This is a genomic window from Pseudomonas sp. HMSC076A11 (genome assembly GCF_001810205.1).
GTDB classification, from domain to species: Bacteria; Pseudomonadota; Gammaproteobacteria; order Pseudomonadales; family Pseudomonadaceae; genus Pseudomonas; species Pseudomonas aeruginosa.
In genome coordinates this window covers 77,906-103,293 of sequence record NZ_KV800319.1, presented here as the reverse complement: position 1 = coordinate 103,293, position 25,388 = coordinate 77,906, and the positions used below count along the sequence as shown (strand labels likewise).

At 66.9% G+C, this 25,388-nt stretch carries 23 protein-coding genes; 6 read left to right on the top strand and 17 right to left on the bottom strand.

Annotation, left to right across the window (positions count from 1 at the left end):
* A partial coding sequence (locus HMPREF2716_RS24875) for a DUF1302 domain-containing protein (RefSeq protein WP_031799310.1) occupies positions 1–361 on the bottom strand: 361 nt, incomplete at its 3' end.
* A 211-nt stretch (positions 362–572) separates the two neighbouring features.
* Positions 573–2,255 (bottom strand): fatty acid--CoA ligase, encoded by a 1,683-nt coding sequence (locus HMPREF2716_RS24870; RefSeq protein WP_003103012.1) that lies wholly within the window; start codon positions 2,253–2,255, stop codon positions 573–575.
* A gap of 181 nt (positions 2,256–2,436) precedes the next feature.
* On the opposite strand from HMPREF2716_RS24870, the gene HMPREF2716_RS24865 reads away from it, so the two are divergent.
* Positions 2,437–3,612, top strand: a complete 1,176-nt coding sequence (locus HMPREF2716_RS24865) for an acetyl-CoA C-acyltransferase (protein WP_003103022.1) — start codon at positions 2,437–2,439, stop codon at positions 3,610–3,612.
* Between the two features lie 56 nt (positions 3,613–3,668).
* On the opposite strand, the gene HMPREF2716_RS24860 is transcribed toward HMPREF2716_RS24865, so the two are convergent.
* On the bottom strand, positions 3,669–4,850 hold the full coding sequence (locus HMPREF2716_RS24860; RefSeq protein ID WP_003093049.1) for an MFS transporter: 1,182 nt from the start codon (positions 4,848–4,850) through the stop codon (positions 3,669–3,671).
* A 101-nt stretch (positions 4,851–4,951) separates the two neighbouring features.
* On the opposite strand from HMPREF2716_RS24860, the gene HMPREF2716_RS24855 reads away from it, so the two are divergent.
* Positions 4,952–5,740 (top strand): AraC family transcriptional regulator, encoded by a 789-nt coding sequence (locus HMPREF2716_RS24855; protein ID WP_033862830.1) that lies wholly within the window; start codon positions 4,952–4,954, stop codon positions 5,738–5,740.
* A gap of 280 nt (positions 5,741–6,020) precedes the next feature.
* Here HMPREF2716_RS24855 and HMPREF2716_RS24850 read toward each other — a convergent pair whose 3' ends face one another.
* Genes HMPREF2716_RS24850 through cioA form a run of 3 tightly spaced genes read right to left on the bottom strand, consistent with a single transcriptional unit; the run spans position 6,021 to position 8,682 of the window.
* The gene (locus HMPREF2716_RS24850) at positions 6,021–6,191 is read right to left on the bottom strand and encodes a DUF2474 domain-containing protein (RefSeq protein ID WP_003093052.1); all 171 of its coding nucleotides are present in this window, start codon (positions 6,189–6,191) and stop codon (positions 6,021–6,023) included.
* Positions 6,192–6,204: 13 nt separating this feature from the next.
* Positions 6,205–7,212 carry a cyanide-insensitive cytochrome bd quinol oxidase subunit II gene (gene cioB, locus HMPREF2716_RS24845; protein WP_003093053.1) on the bottom strand — a complete coding sequence of 336 codons (1,008 nt, stop codon included), beginning with the start codon at positions 7,210–7,212 and terminating at the stop codon, positions 6,205–6,207.
* Between the two features lie 3 nt (positions 7,213–7,215).
* Positions 7,216–8,682: a cyanide-insensitive cytochrome bd quinol oxidase subunit I gene (cioA, locus tag HMPREF2716_RS24840; RefSeq protein WP_003103027.1), complete on the bottom strand. Its 1,467-nt coding sequence runs from the start codon at positions 8,680–8,682 to the stop codon at positions 7,216–7,218.
* Positions 8,683–9,119: 437 nt separating this feature from the next.
* On the opposite strand from cioA, the gene HMPREF2716_RS24835 reads away from it, so the two are divergent.
* The 3 genes from HMPREF2716_RS24835 to betT all read left to right on the top strand — a co-directional run bounded on the left by HMPREF2716_RS24835 (position 9,120) and on the right by betT (position 13,199).
* Positions 9,120–9,899, top strand: coding sequence for a MetQ/NlpA family ABC transporter substrate-binding protein (locus HMPREF2716_RS24835; protein WP_003118275.1), 780 nt, complete (start codon positions 9,120–9,122; stop codon positions 9,897–9,899).
* Positions 9,900–10,073: 174 nt separating this feature from the next.
* Positions 10,074–11,048, top strand: a complete 975-nt coding sequence (locus HMPREF2716_RS24830; protein WP_023517999.1) for a sigma 54-interacting transcriptional regulator — start codon at positions 10,074–10,076, stop codon at positions 11,046–11,048.
* Between the two features lie 189 nt (positions 11,049–11,237).
* Entirely contained in the window at positions 11,238–13,199 is a 1,962-nt protein-coding gene (betT, locus tag HMPREF2716_RS24825) for a choline BCCT transporter BetT (protein ID WP_003119234.1), read from the top strand.
* Between the two features lie 107 nt (positions 13,200–13,306).
* Here the strand turns inward: betT and HMPREF2716_RS24820 are convergent, their stop codons facing one another.
* The 6 genes from HMPREF2716_RS24820 to HMPREF2716_RS24795 form a co-directional block, all read right to left on the bottom strand.
* Complete coding sequence (locus HMPREF2716_RS24820) at positions 13,307–15,343, bottom strand: OPT family oligopeptide transporter (protein WP_003114310.1); 2,037 nt, start codon at positions 15,341–15,343, stop codon at positions 13,307–13,309.
* Positions 15,344–15,505: 162 nt separating this feature from the next.
* On the bottom strand, positions 15,506–16,339 hold the full coding sequence (gene tauD / locus HMPREF2716_RS24815; RefSeq protein ID WP_003114311.1) for a taurine dioxygenase: 834 nt from the start codon (positions 16,337–16,339) through the stop codon (positions 15,506–15,508).
* 106 nt (positions 16,340–16,445) lie between these two features.
* Positions 16,446–17,264, bottom strand: coding sequence for an ABC transporter permease subunit (locus HMPREF2716_RS24810; RefSeq protein ID WP_023518000.1), 819 nt, complete (start codon positions 17,262–17,264; stop codon positions 16,446–16,448).
* Positions 17,254–18,045 (bottom strand): taurine ABC transporter ATP-binding protein, encoded by a 792-nt coding sequence (locus HMPREF2716_RS24805; protein WP_003114313.1) that lies wholly within the window; start codon positions 18,043–18,045, stop codon positions 17,254–17,256. The genes HMPREF2716_RS24810 and HMPREF2716_RS24805 overlap by 11 nt, the downstream gene beginning before the upstream one ends.
* 64 nt (positions 18,046–18,109) lie before the next feature.
* Positions 18,110–19,123, bottom strand: coding sequence for a taurine ABC transporter substrate-binding protein (gene tauA, locus HMPREF2716_RS24800; RefSeq protein WP_003114314.1), 1,014 nt, complete (start codon positions 19,121–19,123; stop codon positions 18,110–18,112).
* 204 nt (positions 19,124–19,327) lie between these two features.
* Positions 19,328–20,248 carry an acyl-CoA dehydrogenase family protein gene (locus HMPREF2716_RS24795; RefSeq protein WP_073650780.1) on the bottom strand — a complete coding sequence of 307 codons (921 nt, stop codon included), beginning with the start codon at positions 20,246–20,248 and terminating at the stop codon, positions 19,328–19,330.
* 324 nt (positions 20,249–20,572) lie between these two features.
* Here HMPREF2716_RS24795 and HMPREF2716_RS24790 point away from each other — a divergent pair, with 324 nt between their 5' ends.
* Positions 20,573–20,899, top strand: coding sequence for an HU family DNA-binding protein (locus HMPREF2716_RS24790; protein ID WP_223198316.1), 327 nt, complete (start codon positions 20,573–20,575; stop codon positions 20,897–20,899).
* A 123-nt stretch (positions 20,900–21,022) separates the two neighbouring features.
* Here the strand turns inward: HMPREF2716_RS24790 and HMPREF2716_RS24785 are convergent, their stop codons facing one another.
* From HMPREF2716_RS24785 to HMPREF2716_RS24765, 5 genes are read right to left on the bottom strand one after another with little or no spacing between them, the layout of a single operon-like run.
* Positions 21,023–21,619, bottom strand: coding sequence for an HAD family hydrolase (locus HMPREF2716_RS24785; protein WP_016253024.1), 597 nt, complete (start codon positions 21,617–21,619; stop codon positions 21,023–21,025).
* Positions 21,616–22,485 (bottom strand): acyl-CoA thioesterase II, encoded by an 870-nt coding sequence (gene tesB, locus HMPREF2716_RS24780; protein WP_003093084.1) that lies wholly within the window; start codon positions 22,483–22,485, stop codon positions 21,616–21,618. The genes HMPREF2716_RS24785 and tesB overlap by 4 nt, the downstream gene beginning before the upstream one ends.
* 33 nt (positions 22,486–22,518) lie before the next feature.
* The gene (locus HMPREF2716_RS24775; RefSeq protein ID WP_016253023.1) at positions 22,519–24,114 is read right to left on the bottom strand and encodes a SagB/ThcOx family dehydrogenase; all 1,596 of its coding nucleotides are present in this window, start codon (positions 24,112–24,114) and stop codon (positions 22,519–22,521) included.
* Positions 24,115–24,116: 2 nt separating this feature from the next.
* Positions 24,117–24,695, bottom strand: coding sequence for a GNAT family N-acetyltransferase (locus tag HMPREF2716_RS24770; protein WP_003110395.1), 579 nt, complete (start codon positions 24,693–24,695; stop codon positions 24,117–24,119).
* A 26-nt stretch (positions 24,696–24,721) separates the two neighbouring features.
* Positions 24,722–25,312 (bottom strand): GNAT family N-acetyltransferase, encoded by a 591-nt coding sequence (locus tag HMPREF2716_RS24765; RefSeq protein WP_003110394.1) that lies wholly within the window; start codon positions 25,310–25,312, stop codon positions 24,722–24,724.
* Between the last annotated feature and the right edge of the window lie 76 nt (positions 25,313–25,388).

Below are 25,388 nucleotides of genomic sequence, written 5' to 3'. Positions count from 1 at the left end.
CGTCCTTCAGCTCGAAGTCGTACCAGTACTTGCCGCGCAGGAACACACCGGTATCGCCGTACTTCAGTTCGAGGTCATGGATGCCCTTGAAGACCTTCGAGAACGTTTCCCCACGCTTGAAGTTCAAGTGGCTGTCGTCGGAGGTCTGGGAAAGTCCCTTGCCGCCGTTGTTCACACCGATCAGGTTCTTGTTCGGCTTGGCGGTCGACCAGCTGGCCCCGACCGACAACGCCGAGTCGAAGGAACCTTCGATTTCCCCGATGTTGAAGGTCACCCCAAAGGCCGGAGCCGCCAGCGAGGAAGCCAGGCTGACGGCCAACGGCAACCGGGCCCGACGCGAGAACGGATTACGGGTTGTCATCGACGCTACTCCATGTGTGTTTTTTGTTATGAGTGCGTGGACTATAGCTAGCGCTGCCTGCCGCTTGATCCCTCGAAAGTGTGATTTGCGCGGCGCAACCACTCTGGCTCGCGCCTTTGCGGCGGATGGAGAATGACCGGGCGGTCGCGAAAACGCGGAGACCAAGCGTTTGCTTGGCCTCCGGGCGTTTCGGCGGTGTAGGAAAGCCCCGTCAGACGGTCGACAGGAAGGCGCTGCCGGCTTCCTGCCACTGGGCGATCTCGATACGGATGCGCTTCTTGTCCAGCTTGCCGACGCTGGTCTTGGGAATATCGGTAACAACCGCGATCTGCGAGGGGATCGCCCACTTGTTGATGTTGCCCTGCTCGACGAAAGGCTTGAGGTGCTCCTTCAGGCCACGGGCGTCCAGTTGCTGGCCCTCGCGCACCACCAGCAGGGCGAACGGGCGCTCGCCCCATTGCGGATCGGGCACCCCGACCACCGCCACTTCGCGTACCGCCGGATGGCGGCTGATCAGGTCTTCCAGCTCCAGGGAGGACAGCCACTCGCCGCCGGTCTTGATCACGTCCTTGATGCGGTCGCGGATCTCGATGAAGCCCATGCCGTCCAGGGTCGCCACGTCGCCGGTGTGCATCCAGCCGCCGCGCCACAACTCCTCGCCGCGCTCGGGTTCGCGGAAATACCCCTGGGTCAGCCATGGCGAGCGCAACACCAGCTCGCCCTGGGATTCGCCGTCGGCCGGGAGGAAGCGGCCCTGTTCGTCCATGATCGCCGCATCCACCAGCGGCACCGGCACGCCGGCCTTGATCCGGTAGGTGGTGCGCTCGTCCTCGCTTCCGGCCAGCAGTTCGTCGTTGAGGTAGGCGCAGGAAATCAGCGGACAGGTCTCCGACATGCCGTAGGCGGCGGTCAGCTGGATGCCGCGCGCCTTGGCCGCCTCGTAGAGCGAGCGGTTCAGCGCGCTCCCGCCGATGATCACCTTCCAGCCCTTGAAGTCCACGCCCTGGGCAGCCCTGGCGTTCATCACCATCTGCAGGATGGTCGGCACGCAGTGGGAGAAGGTGACCTTCTCGCGCTTCCACAGTTCGACCAGCAGTTCCGGATCGTAACGCCCGGGATAGACCTGCTTGACCCCGAGCATGGTCGCCACGTACGGAGTGCCCCAGGCGTGGACATGGAACATCGGGGTGATCGGCATGTACACGTCGCTGGTACCGAGCAGGCGGATGCTGTCCAGGCTGCCGATGGTCGAAGCCATCGCCAGGGTGTGCAGGACCAGTTGCCGGTGGCTGAAATACACACCTTTCGGATTGCCGGTGGTGCCGGTGGTGTAGAAGGTGGTGGCGATGGAGTTCTCGTCGAAATCGGGGAAGTCGTAGCGCGGGCTGGCCGCGGCCAGCAGCGACTCGTATTCGCCGACCAGGCCGGGCAGTTCGGCGCTCTTCTCCGCGCCGTCGGTGAGCAGGATGGTCCGCTCCACCGTGGCCAGCTGCCCCGCCACCGCCTGGTAGAGCGGGACGAACTCGCTGTTCACCAGCACGAAGCGATCCTCGGCGTGGTTCATGGTGTAGAGGATCTGTTCCGGGGAGAGGCGGATGTTGATGGTATGCAGCACCGCCCCGATCATCGGGATGGCGAACATGCATTCCAGGTAGCGATGGCTGTCCCAGTCCATCACCGCCACCGTGTCGCCGGCCTTCACCCCGGCCTCGCTGAGTACGTTGGCCAGGCGCGCGACGCGCTCGTTGAAGGTGGCGTAGCTGTAGCGCACCTGGTCGCGGTAGACGATTTCATGACTCTTTTCGTAACGACGGCCGGAAAGCATCAGGCTCTTGATCAGCAACGGATACTGATAAGCGCCGGCGGCGGCCGGGATGAGACGGGTCTTCAGCATGGGGCGTACACCTGGGAGCGGGTTCGTTGTCAGGATGAGGCCGACTCTAGAGCCGTCGGCGGGCTTTGTTCATCAGTCAAAAGAGTGATTTGCCCCGTGACCTTTCGGAGCCTCCCGGTCACAAGATAGAATCCGCCCACTGAATCGTTCAGACCCTATCCAGAACAAGAGGTAACGTTCCATGTCCGATATCGTCATCGTCGCCGGCGCCCGTACTCCCATGGGCGGCTTCCAGGGCAGCCTGGCCGGCGTTTCCGCGGTCGACCTGGGTGCCGTCGCGATCCGCGAAGCGGTGCAGCGCGCCGGCATCGCCGCCGAGGACGTACAGGAAGTGATCATGGGTTGCGTCCTGCCCGCCGGCCTGAAGCAGGGCCCGGCCCGCCAGGCCGCGCTGGCGGCCGGCCTGCCCGCCGCCACCGGCTGCACCACCATCAACAAGCTGTGCGGCTCGGGGATGAAGGCGGTGATGCTGGCCCACGACCTGCTCAAGGCTGGCACCAACCAGGTGATGGTCGCCGGTGGCATGGAAAGCATGTCCAACGCGCCCTATGTCCTGGAGAAAGCCCGCAGCGGCCTGCGCATGGGCCACGGCGAGATCAAGGACCACATGTTCCTCGACGGCCTGGAGGACGCCCGTACCGGCCGTTTGATGGGTTCGTTCGCCCAGGAGACCGCCGACAAGTACGGCGTGACCCGCGAGGAGATGGACGCCTATGCCATCGAATCGCTCAAGCGCGCCCAGGCCGCCATCGCCGATGGCTCGCTGGCGGCGGAAATCGTCCCGGTCACCGTCACCAGCCGCAAGGGCGAGAGCGTGGTGAAGGACGACGAGCAACCGCTGACCGCCAACCTGGAGAAGATCCCGAGCCTCAGGCCGGCGTTCCGCAAGGACGGTACCATCACCGCCGCCAATGCCAGCTCGATCTCCGACGGCGCCTCCGCGCTGGTCCTGATGACCGCCGAGGAAGCCCAGCGCCGTGGCCTGAAGCCGCTGGCGCGAATCGTCGGCCATGCCACCCAGAGCCAGGACCCGAGCGAGTTCACCCTGGCGCCGATCGGCGCGATGACCAACCTGTTCGCCAGGACCGGCTGGAGCAAGGACGACGTCGACCTGTTCGAGATCAACGAAGCCTTCGCCATGGTCACCATGCTCGCCATGCGCGAACACGGCCTCGATCATGCCAAGGTCAATGTCTATGGCGGCGCCTGCGCCCAGGGCCATCCGGTCGGCTCCACCGGCTCGCGGATCATCCTCACCCTGATCAACGCCCTGCGCCAGAAAGGCGGCAAGCGCGGCGTCGCCTCGCTGTGCATCGGCGGCGGCGAAGCCACCGCCGTGGCGCTCGAACTGCTCTGATACGGCGTTGAGCCATCGGCGCCCGGCCGGCTCGCGCTGTCCGGGCGCCCTCTTCCTCAGGTGCCCACCGCGGCGCTGCGCGCCGGACGCGGAAACACCAGCGCCGCGGCGAAGGTCAGCGCGGCGAAGCCCGCCAGTACCAGGTACAACCCCAGCAGCCCCTGCCGTGGTTCCAGGTAGGCAATCATCGGGATCGCCGCCGCGCTGGCGCCGAACGACAGGAAATAGCGCAGGGCGAAGACCCGCGCCTGCCACTGCGGCGCGACGAAGTGGGCGACCATCGCATCGTTCACCGTCACCTGGCCGAACACCGCGAACATGAACAGCGCGCCGAACAGCACCACTGCGCTGCCGTGGCCGTAGGCCAGGGCCAGCAGCAGCGGCACCTGGCAGAAGGTGAGGAAGACGAACGGCAACTTCAGGTTCAGGCGATCGATCAGGCGCCCCATGATCAGTTGCGCCACCGCGCCGAAGGCATAGGCCAGGCTGACCACCACGCCGAGGGTCTGCGGCGACGCCAGCAAGTCGCTCAGGCGCTCCTGGAACAGCTTCGGGTAGGTCACGGTGCTGGCGTTGAACACCACCCCGCCGGTGGCGGTGACCAGCGCCAGCACGCCGAACACCCGGCGCATCGACAGGCCCTCGCTGTCCTCGCCACGCGCCGCGGCCTTGGCCGACAGGTGCGGCGATGGCTCCTCGCGCACGCAGAAGAAAAAGCCGATGCCGAGCAGGATGGCCACCCCGCCGGGCAGGATGAACGCCGCACGCCAACCGAAGTGCGCGGTGAGAAAGCCGGTAAGCAGCGCGGCGAAGGCGACCCCGAGGTTACCCCACATGCCGTTGATGCCGATCTCGCGGCCGCGGTTCTCCGCGTGTGCCACCAGCATCGCGGTGCCGACCGGGTGGTAGATCGCGGCGAATACCCCGATCAGGGTCAGCCCGGTCACCAGCATCGGTACGCTGCCGGCCAGCCCGGTGAGCAGTGCGGCGGCGCCGATACCGAAGAAGAACAACAGCATCATCCGCCGCCGGCTCCAGGTATCGCCCAGCCAGCCGGCCGGCAGAGAACAGGCGCCGAAGGCGATGAAACCGCCCAGCGACAGGCCGATCAGACCGGCGTAGTCGAGGTCGAAGCTGCCGGCCATGCCGAGCACGGCGGCGGGGAAGATCAGCATGAACATGTGGTCGATGACATGCGCGGCGTTGATGAAGCGGATAACGGTTCGAGGTCGGTTCATGGCGTGTGGTCTGAATGGTCGGTGAGGAATGGGCGTCATGACCCGGGCATGATAGGTTGACCGAAAAGCGCAGACAGGACAGCGAGGTCATCGAAACGGACATGCTGATCGAGCACCGCCCGGACGGCCTGCTGGCCGCCATCTCCCTCGACTTCCCCGACGGCCATCACCTGGGGCGGCATTTCCACCCGCAGGCGCAGTTCCTCTACGCCGCTCGCGGCCTGATGCGCCTGGCCACCCACCACGGCGCCTGGGTGATCCCGCCGACCCGCGCGGTATGGATTCCGCCCCGGGTGGAGCACGAGATATTCATGTCCGGCGAGGTGCACATGCGCACCCTGTTCATCGAGCAACCCGAAACGCCGACACCGCTAAGCGACTGTTGCGTACTGGCGGTGACGCCGCTGCTGCGGGAAATGATCCTGCGCGCCATCCACCTCGAGAGCCTGCCGCGCCTGGACGACTTCCGTCAGCGCCTGCAAGGGCTGATCCTCAGCGAGATCGCCAACCTCGAACGGATGCCGCTGTACCTGCCGATGCCCCGCGACCGCCGCTTGCAGGCGATCTGCCAGGCATTGCTGAAACAGCCGGAACTGGGGCTGACCCTCGATGACTGGGGCCTGCGGGTCGGCGCCAGCTCGCGCACCCTGGCGCGGCTGTTCGCCCAGGAATTGCAGATGAGCTTCCATGAGTGGCGCCAGCAATTGCGCCTGACCGAAGCCCTGCCGCGCCTGCTGGCCGGCGACAGCGTGCAGGTGGTCGCCCGCGACCTCGGCTACGGCAGTACGCGGGCCTTCAGCAGCATGTTCCGCCGCCTGCTCGGCGAAACCCCGCGCGACTACCTGGGGCGACTGGAGCAACTGGCACGGGTCAGGGGCCGCGAGGACTGATGCCCCACGGCGCAACGCCAAGCCATGGCAATTCGGCGGATAACGCCTGCGGCGTTATTCGCCCTACCAAGGCTTCAGTAGGGCGCATCCGCCGCTCCCGTAGGGCGGATAACCGCAGCGCGGTTATCCGCCGAACCGGCCTGGATGGTGCAAGGCGGGAACGCGAGGATTGACGCCCTAGGGCGCAACACCGAGCACTGGCGGATCGGCGGACAAAAAGAAGCCCTCCAGCGGAGGGCTCTCGGAAAAGGGCGCCGGAGCGCCCGGATGGGATCGTCGATCAGTGCGGGACGCCCAGCCCCGCCGCGCTCATGAACAGGCGCATCAGCCAGGCGGCGACGCCCAGGGCCAGCACGCTGGCGGTCCAGATACCCGCCAGCCAGGCCAGGCGTCGCCAGAGCGGTGGCTTGGCCGCGCTATCTCGTTCGGGATGACTCGGCGTACGGACCATATGCGGCGCCTCCTCAGTGATAGCCATCGCCGTGCTTCACCTTGCCGCGGAACACGTAGTAGCTCCAGGCGGTGTAGCCGAGGATGAAGGGAATGATGAACAGCGCGCCGACCAGCATGAAGCCCTGGCTCTGCGGCGGCGCCGAGGCCTCCCAGATGCTCACCGCCGGCGGGATGATGTTCGGCCACAGGCTGATCCCCAGGCCGCTGTAGCCGAGGAAGATCAACACCAGGGTGAGCACGAACGGCTTCACGTGGTCGTTGTTGGCCACCGAGCGCAGCAGCGCATAGAAGGTCACCAGGACCAGGATCGGCACCGGCAGGAACCAGAACAGGTTCGGCAGGCTGAACCAGCGTGCGGCGATCTCGGCATGGGCCAGCGGCGTCCACAGGCTGACCACCCCGATGATCGCCAGCAGCACCAACGCCAGCGGGCGCGCCAGGTCGTGCATGCGCTCCTGCAGGCGGCCTTCGGTCTTCATGATCAGCCAGGTGCAGCCGAGCAGGGTGTAGGCGACGATCAGGGCCAGGCCGCAGAACAGCGGGAACGGCGCGATCCAGTCCAGCGAACCGCCGGCGAAGCTGCGGTTCTCCACCGGGATGCCTTCGATGAAGGCGCCCAGCGCCACGCCCTGGAAGAAGGTCGCCACCAGCGAACCGCCGATGAACGCCTTGTCCCAGATGTGCTGCTTGGCCGGCTTGGCCTTGAAGCGGAACTCGAAGGCGACGCCGCGGAAGATCAGCCCGACGAGCATGAAGATCAACGGCAGGTAGAGCGCCGACAGGACCACCGCGTAGGCCAGCGGGAAGGCCCCGAACAACGCCGCGCCGCCCAGCACCAGCCAGGTCTCGTTGCCGTCCCAGACCGGCGCCACGGTGTTCATCATCACATCGCGGTCGCCGCTGTCCTTGAAGAACGGATAGAGCATGCCGATGCCCAGGTCGAAGCCGTCCATCACCACGTACATCATGATGCCGAAGATGATGATGACCGCCCAGATGAGGGGAAGATCGATACCCATGTCTCAGTTCCTCTTGTCCTGGTCGCGGTCGGCCGCTTGCGCGTGGCCGTCGTGCTCTTCGTCGAAACCTTCGCCGGCGGCCGACAACGGCCGTGCCGGCGTGCGCTTCTGCCCGGCGCCTCCCGGGTTGGTCTCGCGTCCCTCATGGGTGACCGGGCCCTTGCGCACCAGGCGCATCATGTAGCCGATACCGACGCCGAACAGCGAGAAGTACACCACCACGAAGGTCAGCAGGGTCAGGCTCATCTGCGTCACGCTCTGCGCCGAGGAGGCGTCGGCGGTGCGCATCAGTCCGTAGACCACCCAGGGCTGGCGGCCCATCTCAGTGGTGAACCAGCCGGCGAGGATCGCGATCAGGCCGGACGGTCCCATCAGCAGGGTCAGGCGCAGGAAGGCCTTCGAGTTGAACAGCTTGTCCTGGCCGCGCCAGCGCAGCCACAGGCTCCAGACGCCGACCAGGATCATCAGCATGCCGAGGCCGGCCATGATCCGGAACGACCAGAACACCACGGTGGAGTTCGGCCGGTCTTCCGGCGGGAAGTCCTTCAGCGCCGGGATCGGCTCGGTCAGGCTGTGCTTGAGGATCAGGCTGCCGAGCACCGGGATCTCCACCTTGAAGCGGGTTTCCTCGCGCTGCATGTCCGGCCAGCCGAACAGGATCAGCGGGGTCGGCTCGCCGCTGCTGTTGTCCCAGTGGCCTTCCATCGCGGCGATCTTCGCCGGCTGGTGCTCCAGGGTATTGAGGCCATGGGCGTCGCCGATCAGCGCCTGTACCGGGGCGACGATCAGCGCCATCCACATGGCCATCGAGAGCATCTTGCGGATCGCCGGGTTGTCGCGCCCGCGCAGCAGGTGCCAGGCGGCCGAGGCGCCGACGAAGAAGGCGGTGGCGAGGAACGCGGCGACCGACATGTGCAGCAGGCGGTAGGGGAACGACGGGTTGAAGATCACCGCCAGCCAGTCCACCGGGATCACCCGGCCGTCGACGATCTCGAAACCCTGCGGGGTCTGCATCCAGCTGTTGGAAGCGAGGATCCAGAACGTCGAGATCAGCGTGCCGATCGCCACCATCACCGTGGCGAAGAAATGCAGGCCCGGTCCCACGCGGTTCCAGCCGAACAGCATGACGCCGAGGAAACCGGCCTCGAGGAAGAACGCGGTGAGCACCTCGTAGGTCAGCAGCGGACCGGTGATGGACCCGGCGAAGTCGGAGAAATGGCTCCAGTTGGTGCCGAACTGGTACGCCATGACCAGCCCGGACACCACGCCCATGCCGAAGTTGACCGCGAAAATCTTCGACCAGAAATGATAGAGGTCGCGGTAGACCTCTTCGTTCGTTTTCAGCCAGAGGCCTTCCAGTACGGCCAGGTAGCTGGCCAACCCGATGGTGATCGCCGGGAAGATGATGTGGAAGGACACGGTGAACGCGAACTGGATGCGGGCAAGGTCGATAGCCTCCAATCCGAACATGGCAACTCCTCTTCAGGTTCTCGGCCCTTCCGGCTTACGTGCGGATTCGGCCGTGCTTCCTCACGCGCAACGCTACGCAAGGTTTTGGAACACATCCTTCAGCTATCGTTCTTGTCATTGGAAAGCGACCGCAGCCCTGGATGGCAGGAATGCGGGAAGGGTCGCAAGCAGATTCCCGGACCGCCCGCCTTGATGCAGAGCAATTCGGTACGAAAATCTTACCCGTTAGCCTAGACCGTCCTGCTGTGGTCGGTTGTCGCGAGACAAATTGCCTCAGCTCTCTCATATTCATTAATAGAATATAAAAATAAACAAATAATATTTTTATGGAATAAAAAGAGTCGCTACTCTCCCCTTCAAGCCGCCCCTCGCGTGTTGGCGCCCCTCCTTCACCGCCCTGAACGCAGCGGCGGACATCGCCCTACAAGGATCGAAGAATGAAAAAACTGCTCCTGCTGACTGCCCTGGCCTCCGTCATCAGCGTTTCCGCCAACGCAGCGGAAAAGCTCCTCGTCGCCGCCACGCCGATCCCCCACGCGGAAATCCTCGAGCTGATCAAGCCGACCCTGGCGAAGGAAGGCGTCGACCTGCAGATCAAGGTGTTCACCGACTACGTGCAGCCCAACGTGCAGGTCGCCGAGAAGCGCCTGGACGCCAACTACTTCCAGACCCTGCCGTACCTGGAGAACTTCAACAAAGGCAAGGGCACCAACCTGGTCACCGTGGTCGGCGTACACGTCGAGCCCTTCGGTGGTTATTCGAGGAAATACAAGTCGCTGGCCGAGCTGCCCGACGGCGCCACCGTCGCCATCCCCAACGAAGGCAGCAACAGCGGGCGCGCCCTGCTGCTGTTGCAGAAGGCCGGCCTGCTCAAGTTGAAGGATCCGAACAACGCCCTGGCCACCCCCAAGGACATCGCCGAGAACCCGAAGAACCTGAAATTCAAGGAACTCGAATCGGCCCTGTTGCCGCGCGTGCTGGACCAGGTCGACCTGGACCTGATCAACACCAACTACGCGCTGGAGGCCAAGCTCAACCCGGCCAAGGACGCGCTGGTCCTGGAAGACCGCGACTCGCCCTATGTGAACTACCTGGTGGCGCGTCCGGACAACAAGGACAGCGACGCCCTGAAGAAGCTTTCCGCCGCGCTGACCAGCCCGGAAGTGAAAGCCTTCATCGAGAAGAAATATGCCGGCGCGGTGGTCCCGGCCTTCTGACCCCAGCCCGTCCCGACTCCCACGCTGGGCGCCGTTGCAGCGCCCCTTGTTCACGCCGGTGTCGCATGGCTTGCACCGGCGTTTCTTTTTCCGCAACGGCCCCCGCCCGCAGCCGTTCCGGCCGTCGTCGCGGCGCAGGCGCTGGAGGCGCCCCGTGCCGCCAAGGAGTTACCCATGAGCGAGAAACCACGCCCCGCGCCGCTGACCTTCCCCGACGCCGACCGCAGTCCGCTGAGCATCCGCGCCAAGGCCCTGGTGTTCTTCGACCCACGCTCGCACCGGGTCCGCGAAGAACTCGAGCGCCTCGCGCCACAGGGCCAGCCGGTGCTGATCGAAGGCGAGACCGGCACCGGCAAGGAGTTGCTCGCCCGGCAGATCCACCGCCACAGCGAACGCGCCGGTCTGTTCGTCGCGGTCAGTTGCAGCGCCCTCAGTCGCAACCACGCCGAAGCCGAGCTGTTCGGCTATGCCCCCGGTACCCACAACGGCCCGGTCGGCAGCCGCGCCGGCTGGTTCGGTTCGGCCAATGGCGGCACCCTGTACCTGGACGAGATCGCCGACCTGCCGCTGACGCTGCAGGCCAGGCTGCTACAGACGCTGGAGGAACGCGAGGTGCTGCGGGTCGGCGCGCAGCAGCCGATTCCCCATGACGTGCGCCTGGTCACCGCCACCAGCGTCGACCTGGACCAGGCGGTGCGCGCCGGCAAGTTCCTGGCCGGCCTGCAACAATACCTGCACGACGGCCGCCTGAGCCTGCCGCCATTGCGCGAACGTCCGGGAGACATCCTGCCGCTGGCGGAATACTTCATCGGCGTCTATGCCCAGCGCCTGGACCTGCCGGTGCCGGCCATCGGCGTGGAAACCCAGCGGGTCCTCGAGAGCTATCCCTGGCCAGGCAACATCCGCGAGCTGGAAAACGTCGTCCACTTCGCCCTGCTGGTCAGCGACAAGGAAGAAATCCTGCCGCAGCATCTGAATTTTGGCGGGGCAACGCCAGACCCATCGCTGGTCGGTCTGCGGCGCCTGCTCGGCCAAGCCGGAGCGCCGTCGCTGGAGCAGGTACAGGCCCTGCTCCTGCAACTGGCCACCGAGCAGGCAGGCGGCGACGAGGAGGCGGGAAGGCGGCGCCTGGGACTGGCGGCGAACTGAAGGAATCCTTCGGCGAACGTGCGGGAAAAGCGCGGCGCCGAAGGCTTCCATACGTCCGAAGGATTGGCTCCCGGGCCCTTGATCGTGTTTATATTGAACGCTTGATCAAATTAAGGACGAGGAGACCAGCCTGTTTTGACTGACGCACAATCGCCCTCCGCCACCCCCTCCACCCCCACGCCCATCCGCATGAATCCCCCGGTGTTCTACGGTGCGGCGATCCTGATCCTGCTGTTCGCCGCAGTGGTCATCGGCTTCCCCCAGCGCGCCGGCGAATGGCTGCTGGCCGCGCAGACCTGGGCCTCGCAGACCGTCGGTTGGTACTACCTGCTGGCGATGACGCTGTACCTGATCTTCGTGGTGGTCACCGCGCTTTCCGGCTACGGCAAGATCAAGCTCGGTGCCGACCACGACGAGCCGGAATTCAGCTACCTGTCCTGGGCCGGCATGCTGTTCGCCGCCGGCATCAGCATCACCCTGTTCTTCTTCTGCGTATCCGAGCCGTTGACCCACTTCCTCCAGCCGCCGCAAGGCGAGGCCGGTACCCAGGAAGCCGCGCGGCAGGCCATGGAACTGCTGTTCCTGCACTGGGGCCTGCACGGCTGGGGCGTATTCGCCCTGGTGGCGATGGCGCTGGCCTACTTCGCCTACCGCCACAACCTGCCGCTGGCCCTGCGCTCGGCGCTCTACCCGTTGATCGGCAAGCGCATCAACGGGCCGATCGGCTACACGGTGGACTGCTTCGGCATCATCGCCACGGTGTTCGGCCTCGGCGCCGACATGGGCTTCGGCGTGCTCCAGCTCAACTCCGGGCTGGACTACCTGTACGCCATCCCGCATACCCACCCGGTGCAGATGGCGCTCATCGTGTTGATGATGGGCGCGGCGATCTCGGTGGCGGTCTCCGGGGTCGACAAGGGCATCCGCATCCTCTCCGACATCAACATGCTGCTGGCCTGCAGCCTGCTGCTGTTCGTGCTGTTCGCCGGTCCGACCCAGCACCTGCTCAACACCCTGGTGCAGAACGTCGGCGACTACCTCGGCCACCTGCCGGGCAAGAGCTTCGACCTCTACGCCTACGGCGGCCCCAGCGACTGGCTGGGCTCGTGGACGGTGTTCTACTGGGCCTGGTGGATCGCCTGGGCGCCCTTCGTCGGCCTGTTCATCGCGCGCATCTCGCGCGGCCGGACGATCCGCGAATTCGTCTTCGGCGTGCTGTTCATCCCGCTCGGCTTCACCCTGGCGTGGATGTCGATCTTCGGCAACAGCGCCCTGGAGCAGGCCCTCGGCGGCGCCAGCGAACTCGGCCGGGTGGCCATCGAGCAGCCGTCGATGGCCCTCTACCAGATGCTCCAGAACTACCCCTGGAGCCGCGCGGTGATCACCGTCACGGTGCTGGTCAGCTTCGTCTTCTTCGTCACCTCGGCGGACTCCGGCACCGTGGTCCTCTCCACCCTCTCCGCCCACGGCGGCAGCGCCGACGACGACGGGCCGAAGTGGCTGCGGGTGTTCTGGGGCTCGGTCACCGCGCTGGTCACCGGCGGGCTGCTGTTCGCCGGCAGCATCGACGCGCTGAAGTCGGCGGTGGTGCTGACCTCCCTGCCCTTCTCGCTGATCCTGCTATTGATGATGTGGGGCCTGCACAAGGCCTTCTACATGGAGTCGCAGCGCCAGCGGGCGCGGAGCCACTCCCTGGCGCCGCTGATGAGCGGCAACGGCAAGCGCTCCGGCGGCTGGAAGCGACGCCTGTCGCAGGCCGTGCACTTCCCCTCGCGGGACGAGGTGTACCGCTTCATGAACGACGTGGTGCGCCCGGCGATCAGCGAGGTTTCCGAGGTGTTCCGCGAGAAGGGCCTGGCGGTGGACGCCCAGCTCGACCCGGGCAACGCCTCGCTGAGCCTGGAGATCGGTCATGGCGAGCAGCATCGGTTCCTCTACCAGGTGCTGATGCGCGGCTACTTCACGCCGTCCTTCGCGCGTGCCGGCATGGGCGGCCTGCACCTGAAGAATCGCCGCTACTTCCGTGCCGAGGTGCATCTCGCCGAAGGTAGCCAGGACTACGATCTGATGGGCTACACCAAGGAGCAGATCATCAACGACATGCTCGACCAGTACGAGCGGCACCTGCAGTTCCTGCACCTGGTGCGTTGAGCGCAGGAAAAGGGGGCGCGCAGGGCGCCCCTTCCCTCATCCTCCGTCCCTGACCGCGGGGAATGACGCTAGCGGCAACATCCCATCCCCGTGCAGCTGCGAATCCCTCAGCGCGCCAGCACTCGCCGGTAGAACAGCACGCAGATCGCGACGAATACCACCAGTCCCAGCCACTGGGCGATGCCCGCGAAGCCGGCGCCGGCCAGCGCCAGCGGCGCGTCCTCGCCGGTGGCGCCGATCACCCCGGCGAGCAGGATGCCCATCAGGCTCTCGCCGACGATCAGCCCCGAAGCCAGCAGCACGCCGCGTCGCTTCGGCTCTTCGGCATAAGCCTCTTCGTCGACCCCGGCCGCCGCCGCACGCTTCTTCAGGGCATTTTCCAGCAGCCAGGAAATCAGCGCACCGACCACCAGGGTCATGCCGATGGTCGGCGGCAGGTAGATCCCCAGGCCCACCGCCAGCACCGGCAGGCAGGCCTTGCCGGTACGGCGCAGGAGCAGGTCGACGAGGATCAGGGCGATGCCCAGGGCGACGCCGATGAGGATCATGTTCCAGTTCAGCGCGTCGTGGAAAATCCCGCTGGCGATCGCCGTCATCAGGGTCGCCTGCGGCGCGGCCAGGGCCTGGCCGGGGTCCATTCCCTCGCGCGGCAGGGCCCCGGTGAAGCCGTAGGCGCTGTAGAGCAGTTCCAGCACCGGGGGGATCACCAGCGCGCCGACGATGCAGCCGACGATCAGCGCGACCTGCTGGCGCCAGGGCGTGGCGCCGACCAGGTAGCCGGTCTTGAGGTCCTGCAGGTTGTCGTTGGAGATCGCCGCGATGGCCAGCACCACCGAGGTGGTAAACAGCGCCAGGGCGATCGCCAGCTTGCCGTTCTGGCGGTCCAGCAGGCCGCCCTCGATGCTGCCGAAGCCGAGTATCAGCAACGACACCAGGATGACCGCGATGATTCCGATCCCCGAGATCGGACTGCTCGACGAACCGACCAGGCCGGCCATGTAGCCGCAGGCGGCGGCGATCAGGAAGCCGAAGAAGAAGGCGAACACCACGCATACCGCCACCAGACTCCAGAACTGCGGGCTGGCCATGTCCGGCGCGGCGGCACCGAGGAAGTGGCTGAAGACCACGAACAGCGAGACCAGCAGTATCCCGGCGATCAGCAGGATCCACTTGGCCGGCATGTCCAGCTCGGTGCGCAGGCTGTTCGCCTGGCTATTGCCGCGCACTGCCCCGAGGGAGGCCCAGACACCCCGCACCATCGGCTTGAACAGGGTCGCCAGGGTCCACAGCGCGGCCACGCCGATGGTGCCGGCGCCGAGGAAGCGCACCTGCGAACTCCACAGTTGGGTGGCCAGGTCCGACAGGCTCTGGCCGTCGGCCGGCACGCTGTTGACGGTCAGCAGCGGCACCGCGACGCCCCAGGAGATCACCACGCCGATGAGGATCGCGATGCCGGCGGTGATGCCCATCAGGTAGCCGGCACCGACCAGCGCCAGGGAAAAACCGGTGGAAAGGCGGAACGCCGCCTGCCCGGCACTGAGCCAGACGCTGAAGCCTTCGGCGAGAACCTTGAAGCCGCTGCTCCAGAGGCTGAACAGCGCCGCCACCAGGCCGCCGCCGAGGATGTCGTAGAGCCCCGGCGCGTTACCGGCGGCACGCGGCGCGCGGGCGTCTTCCTCGTCCTCGGCGCCGTCGCTGCCGACCCGGAGGATTTCCGCCGCCGCCACCCCTTCCGGATACGGCAGTTCGCTCTGCACCACCATCACCCGGCGCAGCGGAATGGTATAGAGCACCCCGAGAATGCCGCCGATGGAGCAGATCGCCGCGGTCTGCCAGAACGGGAAGCCACTCCAGTAGCCGATCATCAGCAGGCCGGGAAGGATGAAGATGATCGAGGACAGAGTGCCGGCCGCCGAGGCCTGGGTCTGCACCATGTTGTTCTCGAGGATGTTGGCGCCGGAGAAGTAGCGCAGGACGGCCATCGAGATCACCGCCGCCGGGATCGACGAGGCGAAGGTCAGGCCGACCTTCAGACCGAGGTAGACGTTGGAGGCGGTGAAGACCACGGTGATCAGCGCACCGAGGATCAGGCCACGCAGGGTGAGCTCTGGCAGGGTCAGCTCATCCGGGATGCGTTCTTGCATGGATGAAAACTCTCGAAACAATTGGACCCGCCAAGCTTAGGCGAGAGCGGCACGCCGGGACACGACAGCGAATGTCGCAGAGGCGACCTTTTCGAGAGCAAAAGCTGGCGGAACGCACAGTTGCCGGCGCGGGCCGCCGGAGGAAGCCCGCGCGCGGCGTCGTCAGAAGGGCTTGTCGCCGAGGATGGTGGCGCGATGCATGACCCGCCGCTGTGGCCGGTAATCGTCCACCGCGTAGTGCTGCGTCACGCGGTTGTCCCAGAACGCCACGTCGTTTTCCTGCCAGCGCCAGCGCACGGTGAATTCAGGTCGCGTGGCATGGGCGAAGAGGAACTTCAGCAGCGCATCGCTCTCGGCCGGCTCCAGTTCGTTGATGCGGGTGGTGAAGCCATCGCTGACGAACAGGCCCTTGCGCCCGGTGACCGGATGGGTGCGCACCACCGGATGCGAGCGCGGCGGATTCTTCAGGCGGGCCTCCTCCAGGCGCGCCAGGTCGGCCTCCGTGACGCCGAAGCGCTCGCGGGGGAAGGACTTGCCGATGTCGTGGGTCGCCGTGAGGCCGTCCAGCAGACGCCGCAGCGGCGCCGACAGCGCCTCGTAGGCCGCCGTGCTGCTCGCCCAGAGGGTGTCGCCGCCGTACGGCGGCAATTGCTTGGCGGCGAGCACGGCTCCCAGCGCCGGGGTCTCGAGGAAGGTCACGTCGGTGTGCCAGATGGCATTGTCGCGCACGTCGGTGACCGCGGTGTCGAGGACGATGACCTCCGGCTGCTCCGGCACGCTGGGGTAGATCGGATGGATGTGCAGGTCGCCGAAGCGGGCGGCGAAGCGCGCCTGGCTCCTGGGTTCCAGCGACTGGTCGCGGAAGAACAGCACCTGGTGTTCGAGCAGGGCCTGCTCGATGGCCCGCTGGCCGGTGTCGTCCAGCGGCGCGCCGAGGTCGATGCCGGAAACGATGGCGCCCAGGGCCGGGCTGATGGGTTGGATGGTCAGGCTCATGTCGTGCTACTCGTCGGGCAGGTTGCGGGCGCGCCCTGCGCGCCCTCGCTCCGGCCTTCGCCGCGTGAGTGAAGGCCGGTTCGGAAATGACTCGGGACTCTCGCGCTCAACCCCAGGCGGCGAAGCGCCGCTGGGCCCAGCGCAGCCCCAGTTCGAAGGCCAGGGCGATGGCGGCGATCAGCAGGATGCCGACCACCACCACGTCGGTGGCGAGGAATTGCGCGGCGGACTGGACCATGAAGCCGAGGCCTCGGTTGGCCGCGATCAGCTCGGCGGCGACCAGGGTCGACCAGCCGACGCCGAGGGCGATGCGCAGGCCGGTGAGGACCTCCGGCAAGGCACTCGGCAGGATCACGTAGCGCACCACCTGCCAGCGGCTGGCCCCCAGGCAGCGCACCGCCTGCACCCGCGATCGGTCGACGCGACGCACGCCGGCGGCGGTAGCGATCAGCAGCGGCGCGAACAGCGCCAGGTAGATCAGCAGCACCTTGCTCAGCTCGCCGATGCCGAACCAGATGACGATCAACGGCAGGTAGGCCAACGGCGGGATCGGCCGGTAGAACTCCACCAGCGGATCGAGGGCCGCTCCGGCCAAGGGATTGAGGCCCATCAGCACGCCCAGCGGGATCGCCGTCAGCACCGCCGCGCCGAGCGCCAGGAGCACCCGCAGCAGGCTGGTGCCGACGTGTTGCAGCAGGCTGGCATCGAGGTAGCCCTCCTGCCATAGCCGTTGCAGGGCTTCGAAGAGCTGTTCGGGCGCCGGCAGGAACAGCACGTCGACCCAGCCGAAACGGGTCGCCGCCCACCACAGCAGGGCCAGGGCCAGCACGCTGGCACCGGCGGCCCAGCGCCGACGGTCGCCGGGCAGACGGCGCTTGCGCGGGACAGGATTGGCAACGGCGAGTCCGAGGGTATCAGTGGGCATGTTCGGCCTCCGCGACATCGAGGAATTCGTCCAGCAACGCCTGGCGCAAACGGCCGAACTCGGGATCAGCCTTGATCGAACGCACCGTTTCGCCGGCGGCGTAACGCCGCGCGAAGTCCACCGGCAGGCGCTTGACGATGCGCGCCGGCGGGCCGTCCATCACCACCAGGTCGGTAGCCAGGAACAGGGCTTCGTCGACGCTGTGGGTGATCAGGAAGAGGCCCTTGCCGGTCTGCTTCCACAGGTCCAGCAGGAGCACCTGCATGCGCTCGCGGGTCAGCGCGTCGAGCGCGCCGAACGGCTCGTCGAGCAGCAGGAAGTCCGGCTCGACCGCCAGCGCGCGTGCCAGCCCGAGGCGTTGCCGCTGGCCGCCGGAGAGCTGAGCGACGGACTGCTCGGCGTACTCCTGGAGGCCCACCAGTTGTAGGACCTGGCGCGCCCGCGCGGTGCGCTCGGCCTTGCCCAGGCCACGGATGCGCAGGCCCAGGGCGACGTTGTCGAGGGCGTTGAGCCAGGGCATCAGGGCGTCGTCCTGGAACACCACGCCGCGCTCGCCGCCGGGCCCTTCGAGTGTCCGGCCGTCAATCTGCACGCGTCCCTGGTCCGGCTTCTGAAAACCGGCGAGGATGTTCAGCAGTGTCGACTTGCCGCAGCCCGAAGGACCCAGCACCACCAGCGACTCGCCCTTGGCCAGGCCCAGGCTGAGATCGCGGAGGATGGCGCGGCGCTGGCCGCGCTGTTCGAATGAGAGGCTGATCGCCTCGGCCGTCAGACGGCTCATGTGTTCTGCCCTCCGTAGGGTAAGAAAGCCTCCGCTTCGACAGGCCGGAGCGGAGTCGCGGAATTCAGCGCTGGCCGACCTGGACCTGCTCCGCCTGGCGCACGAAGTCGGCGCTGACGTAGGGCGAGTAGTCGCCGAGGACGGCCGGCACGCGCTTCTGTTCCTTGAGGAATTCGGCAGTGCCGGCGATAGCCTTGGCGGTGCCGCCGCCGAGCAGGTCGGCGGACAGTTGCGCCTGGCTTTCCGGGAAGGTCGAGCCGGCCAGCAGTTCGGGGACGTCCCTGGGATCGGCGCCGGTCAGCCGGGCGATCTTCTTAACCGGCTCGGAGTCGGCGGTCCATTCGGCCTTGTGCGCGTTGTAGTCGGCGAAGGAATCGAGGCTGACGCGGGCGAAGCGGGCGACGATTTCAGGATGCTTCTCGGCGAAGTCCTTGCGCGCCACCCACACCTCGAAGGTCGGCGCACCCCACTGGCCGACTTCGGCGGCGTCGGTGAGGACCTTGCCGCTTTTCTTGATCTCGCCCAGCGCCGGCGACCAGACGAAGGCCCCGTCGATGTCGCCGCGACGCCAGGCGGCAGCGATCTCGGCCGGGTTGAGGTTGACGATCTTCACCTTGGACGGATCGATCTGCCAGTGCTTGAGGGCGCCGAGCAGGCTGTAGTGGGAGGTTGAAACGAACGGGGTAGCGATGGTCTTGCCGACCAGGTCCTCGGGTTTCCCGATCCCGCTTCCATTGCGCACCACCAGCGCCTCGGCGGCGTTGATCTGCGCGGAAACGATGAAGGCGACGATCGGCAGCTTCCGCGAGGTCGCCGCTGCCAGCGGGCTGGACCCGATGTTGCCGAGTTGCAGGTCTCCGGAGGCGAGCGCGGCGATCACTTCCGGACCGCTGTTGAAGCGGCGCCAGTCGATCTTCTCGCCGATGGCTTTCTCGTACAGGCCATCGGCCTGGGGCACCTTGGTCGGGTCGATGCCGGTCTGGTAGCCGACCGTGATGTCGGCGGCCTGGGCGGCGACGGAAAGGCTGGCAAAGGCCAGGGCTGCCACCAGGCGGTGCAGGGAATTCGGGCGTTTCATCGGGCGAACCTCGGAGGCAACGGTGCCGCGCTCCGGAGGAGAACGGACCAGGGACGGGCAATGGGTGGCGACAGCGAGTCCGGTGGTCCGGTGCGATGCAGATTACAGATATAAAAAACTCGATATAAATAATATTTTGGAATTAGTTTATGAGCGCGAATGCGCACCCGGATGCCCTTCCGCCCTTGCTCCATGCCCCCGTCCCTACAGGGCCGCGCCCAGCAAACGGGCTTCCAGGGCCTGTCGGCGCAGGCAGGCGAGCAGCCCGGCGCGGGCCACCGCCTCCGCCTCGCTCGCCAGCAGCGACGCCGCCGCGCTTTCGCGGAATGTCAGCGCGCCGCCGCGGGCGAATGCCGCCTGGAAGGACTCCGCCGCCAGTTCGACAAGACGCAGCGCGAGGGCGAGGAGACGCGGCGCCTCTCCCTGCCCCGCCATGTCGCCCGGCACCCGCGCAGCCTGGCCCAGGTCGAGGTTGGCCTGGGCCAATCGGGTCAAGCCTTCGCGCAGTTGCCCGCACGGGGTCGGCGGCAGGCCGGGCGGCACCAGGATGTCCTCGGGATGCAGCCGCAGCCGCTGGTAATGCAGCCGCTGCCCGGCGGGCAAGAACAGCCCCGAGCCATCGGCGAGGCCGGAGATGTCGATGCCTGCCCGCCCCGTTTCGGCGACAGCGATCAGGTGAGCGCGGGAGGGCGCGTGCCAGGCTGAGATCAGCAAGCGATCCACGTCTTCCACGGCGAAGCAATCGCTACCCCGCCCACCCACCAGGAAACCGCCCCGCCAGTGCTCCTGCGCTTCGGGCTGGGCGCGCCGCAGATCGACCGCCTCGCTCCACAGCCAGCGGCGCTCGACGCTGGCCGGCAACAGGCGGCGCTGCTGTTCAGGACTACCCAGCAGGCGAATGGAAGCGATCTGCAGATGATGCAGGGCCAGGCGCCGTGCCAGCTCGAGTTCCTGCTCGGCCAGGTGGCGGACGCCAGCGAAGATTTCCCCCCAGTCCCGCTCCATGCCGGCGAACACGCGCGGCACTGCCAGCGCCAGCAGTCCACTGTCGCGCAGGCTTGCCGCCCAACCGGCCATGGGTCGCGGTGTCCTGGGGTCGGGCGAGTGGAGCCGGGCTTCGCTCATGCGGCACCTCGAACGGGGAGCGAGGGCCAGGCGTTGGCGCGAGGTAAGCAGGCTCCGGTGATGGAAAGGGACGGGATGTCCTGCTTATAACCCTAATGGATGAAACCCTAACCTATAAATAACCAATAATCCTTAACTAAGAACCGGAGGCATGCGCCCCTGGCAGAACCATGAGGATGCGTCGGGCAACCGACGCCGGCATCATTCCGGACAGCCGCGAAAACCTCTGTAACGGCTCTGTCATGCGCGTCGTGCGAGGAAACAAATAAGCGGAGAAAAGGGAACCTTATTCGCGCCAAGCTGTTTAAAATCACGCCCGTTTCTGTGCGAGGCCCCTCGCGCAGTCTTTTACCAAGGAGCTACACCACCATGGCACTGACCAAAGACCAACTGATCCAGGACATCGCCGAAGCCATCGACGCGCAGAAGACCACCGTTCGCAGCGCGCTCGACCAGCTCGCCGAGATCGTCAAGGACGCCCTGGAGAACGATGGCGAAATCACCCTGCCGGGTATCGGCAAGCTGAAGGTCTCCGAGCGTCCCGCGCGCACCGGCCGCAACCCGCAGACCGGCAAGGCGATCGAGATCGCTGCCAAGCGTGTAGCCAAGTTCGTTCCGGCCAAGGCGCTGACCGACGCGATCAACGGCTGATAACGGCCGCCGCATCCCGCACGGATGCGCAGGAAAAAAGCGCAGGAGCCTGGCCTCCTGCGCTTTTTTCGTTTTCGGGGAGCCGCTGGCGCTGCCGCCCTCGAGGTTTTCCGCCGGATATTCCTACGGCGTTTGCAGTTGCTCGAGCAACGCATGGCAATCGGCAGCGTGCCAGTCGGCCAGCTCCGGCCAGGGGTTTTCCGGCAGGTTGACCAGCACCGTGCGACTACCCGCGGCGCGTCCGCAGTCGAGGTCGAAATGGTAGTCGCCGACCATCACCAGCTCCGCCGGCGTCACGTTCCAGCGTCGGGCGATGCGCAGCAAGCCATCAGGGTCCGGCTTGGGCCGCGCCTCGCCGCGCCCGAGGATGTGCTCGGTGGGGAAGCAGCCGCCCAGGCCGATCGCTTCGAGGGTGATCAGCGCCAACTGGTGGTCGTTGCGGGTCAGGATGCCCAGGCGCACGCCGCGCCGCTGCAACTCGCGCACCAGTTCCAGTGCGCCCGGCGCCGGCCGCGCGGCCTCGGCCAGGGCGCGCTCGTGTTCGAGCAGCCAGGCGTGCTTGGCCGCCGCCTCGGCCTCGGGCAGGGCGGCGAGGTGCAGCAGGATGTCGTCCTGCTCGGGGATGTCCAGCGCTCGGCGGATTGCCGGGAAGTCGTGCACGGCCCGGGTCAGGGTGCCGTCCATGTCGAACACCCAGTGGCGGATGTCGGCCAGCCTCACGCCCAGTCCTCACGCTTGCGGATCAGGCCTTCCTGGCTCGACGAGGCGACCAGCTGGCCGCTCTGGTTGAAGATGCTGCCGCGCACGAAACCGCGTGCGTTGCCGGCCCAGGGGCTGTCGATGGCGTAGAGCAGCCACTCGTCCGCGCGCAGGTCGCGGTGGAACCACAGGGCGTGGTCGAGGCTGGCGACCTGCATGGTCTTCTGCCACACCGAAACGGCATGGGGCTGCATCGAGGTGGTAAGGAAACCGAAGTCCGAGGCGTAGGCCAGCAGGTACTTGTGCAGCGCCGGGACGTCCGGCAGCTTGCCGTCGGCACGGAACCAGAGGTACTTCACCGGTTCGTCGGGCTGCGGGTCGTAGGGGTCGTGCTGGGTGACCGGACGAATCTCGATGGGCTTCGGATACAGCAGCTTGTCGCGGATGCGCTCGGGAATCCGCTCGGCGCGCTGGCGGGTCAGCTCCAGTTCCGAAGGCAGATTATCCGGGCCAACCACCTCGGGCATCTCGATCTGGTGGTGGAAACCTTCCTCGTCGTACTGGAAGGAGCTGCTCAGGGTGAAGATCGGCTGGCCTTTCTGGATCGCGGTGACCCGGCGGGTGCTGAAGCTGCCGCCGTCGCGCACCCGGTCCACCTGGTACACCACCGGCATGCTGGCGTCGCCGGGACGCAGGAAGTAGCCGTGCATGGAGTGTACGTGGCGATCGTCCTCCACCGTCTGGCTGGCCGCCGACAGCGCCTGCCCCAGGACCTGGCCGCCATAGAGCTGGCGGAAGCCGAGATCCTGGCTCATGCCCCGGAACAGGTTCTCCTCGATGGGTTCCAGGCTCAGCAAAGCCACCAGGTTGTCCAGTATCTGGGTCATGGGGTGTTTCCTCGAATTCGGGCTGTCGACGGGCTAGTCGCGGCGCATGGCCGGGTACGCGGGCATGTTGCAAAGACGAGTGTCCCACACCGCGCGGCCGAGGGTGAAATGGTAGAGACTGGCCATGGACTCATCCGTTAGTCCAAGCAGCTCATGCACCAGGGGGTCGTAGTAGCAGCCGATACCCGTCCCAGACAGCCCGGCGGCCTCCGCCTCGAGGTAGAGCAACTGGCCGACCTGCCCGCATTCCCAGTACAGCCGCGGATAGCACCAGGGACCTTCTTCGAGCGCCGCGCCGAGATGGGCGAGCATGGCGAGCGCGACGCAGCCGTCGCCGGCGATGTCCTGCTGGCAGGAGAGATACGCCGACAGCGCGCGTGCATCGCCTTCCTGCAACAGGTACAGCGGCAACTCCGGATCGACGTGCTGCCAGAGGAAGTCCTCGCGCATCGGCGGCCGCCGCAGGCCGCTGCGGTCCAGCCAGTACAACCCCGGCACCAGGCCCCGGACGCGATGGACGAACAGCAGCAGATCGACCCGCGCGGCCTCGCCGGTGACCGCGAAAGGCACCGGCGAGCGCTCCGGCAGCAGCCTGCGCAGCCAGGCCCGCAGCAGCCCGACATCGATGCCGGCGCGCCCGTCCATGCGCTGCGCGCTACGCCGCCGATGCAGCAGCGGTCGCAGCGGCAGGCCGGGGTTGTCGTTGCCGGGCTCGCCCGGTGCGACCCTCCACGGGCGTGCCGGCAGGCGCGGCGCCCGACATAGCCCATGTATCCGCTGCAACTCCGGCCAGTCCCGGTACTCCCGCGACAGCCGGTTCGGCGCGCCGGCCAACGGCAGGGCCGCCAGTCCTTCGCACAGGCGCGGCGAAAGGGAAGGCTCCTGCGTGAGCGCCGGCCCGATCCAGAACAGTGCGTCGACGCTCTCGCACTCGGCGAAGCCGTCCCGGTCAAGGCCGAACAGGCCGTCCAGTGCGCTTTCGGCGACGCCGCGCAGCAGGCGCATCTCCCAGCCCTGGATCGCCGCGGCGATCGAGAGGCAGGCCAGCGCGTGGCCGAGGTCATGCTGGCAGTAGCGATAGGCTCGCTCACCGTATTTCCAGGCCTCGCGCCAGGGCACGCTGGTCAATGCCAGGAGGCAGCCGCCGGCCGGCAAGCAGTCATCCAGCAGCGAAGCCAGCGGCGCCGGCAGTTCGCCGCGCACCTCCAGGGCATGCTTGTCGGGACGGTAATGGGCGAGCAGCGGCGCCGGCTCCAGGGTACCGCCGGGAAGCAGCAGGTAGGCTTCGGTGGGATGCAGGTTGCCGCTCGACGGATTGACCCGCAGCGCCCAGCGAGTGCCGCCGGCCTCCTTCCAGGCCGACAGCGCCAATCCGTCGTAGAGCATCTGCGAGAGGCTGCGGCGATCGAGCCGAGAGGGCGCGGCCGCCGGCCCGGAAAACACCCCGTCGTAGGGTGGCGACTCCTCCAGCGGCCGATGCAGCAGTTCGACTTGCCGGCAGCCCCGGTACTGGCGGAACGGCGCCGGCTGGGTCGCCCAGTCCAGTCCGCCGGGACCAGGAGCGTAGCGCTCCGGGCGATGCATGCTGAGGCGATGGTAGGAGAGCACCTCGCCGCCGCCGTCGCCCATGTTCACCGCTCCGCCCAGCGGGCCGCGTCGACGCGATAAAGGATATGCCGGCGCATCGGGTGATCCGCTGCCAGGAGTGGGTGGTCGAAATCCTCGGCCGGATCGCGACGCATGCCCAGGCGCTCCATCAAGCCCCAGGAGCGGCGGTTGGGCGGCGTGGTGAAGGCCACCACCTCGGGCAGGCGCAGCCGCTCGAAGGCGAAGTCCAAGGCGGTTTCCGCCGCTTCGCGGGCGAATCCACGGCCCCAGTAGGCGGGCGCCAGGCGCCAGCCGATCTCCACGGTCGGGGCGAAGTGCACGTCCATGGTCACGTCGAACAGGCCGGTGAATCCGATGAACGCCGCCTCGCCCGGTAGCTCCAGGGCCCAGGGCCCGTAGCCACGCTCGGCAAAATGCGCCTGGACGCGATCGACCAAGGCGTCGCTCTGCGCGCGGTCGAGCACACTGGGGAAGAACTCCATTACCTGCGGGTCGGCGCACATCTCGGCGAACGCCTCGCGGTCGCTGTCGCGCCAGGCGCGCAGCAGCAGGCGCGGGCCATGCAGTTCGGAAATGGCGGAAGGGGGAAGGTTCGCGTTCATGGGAGGCCTTTTCGGAAACGGCCGACTCATCTGCGAAGCCAGTCCTCGCGCGTCAACCGGTACAGCACATGATGCCGCAAGCGGTGGCCGGGGGGCAGGTCGGGATGCTCGAAGTCGTCGGTGGGATCGCGATGCATCCCCAGGCGCTCCATCAGTCCCAGGGAGTTCTCGTTGGCCGGTACGGTGAAAGCCACCACCTGGTCCAGGCCAAGGGTATCGAAGGCGTAGCTCAGCGCCGCCTCGGCCGCCTCGTGGGCGAAGCCCTCCGCCCAATGCTCGGCGGCGAGACGCCAGCCGATGGCCACCGCGGGTACGAAGGGCGCATCGAAGTCCACGACCTCCAGCCCCACGTAGCCGATGAAAGGATCGCCGCCCTTGACCTGCAGCGCCCACCAGCCAAAACCGTGCTCGGCGAAGTGCGCGTCGATGCGGCGCAGCAACGCGTCGCTCTGGGCGCGATCCAGGCAGGACGGAAAGAACTCCATCACCCGCGGGTCGGCATTCAGCTCGGCGAACCTGGCTCGGTCCTGCACCAGCCAGGGCCGCAGGATCAGACGGTGGGTATACAGCCGTGGCGAGCGCAGATGCTCGATGCTCAGGCTGGTCAGGTCGGCCATCGCTTGGTTCCTTTCGTTCAACGCACTCCAGAAGGACTATCTGACCGCAGGAATCGGCTGGGGTGCCCGCGAGGGC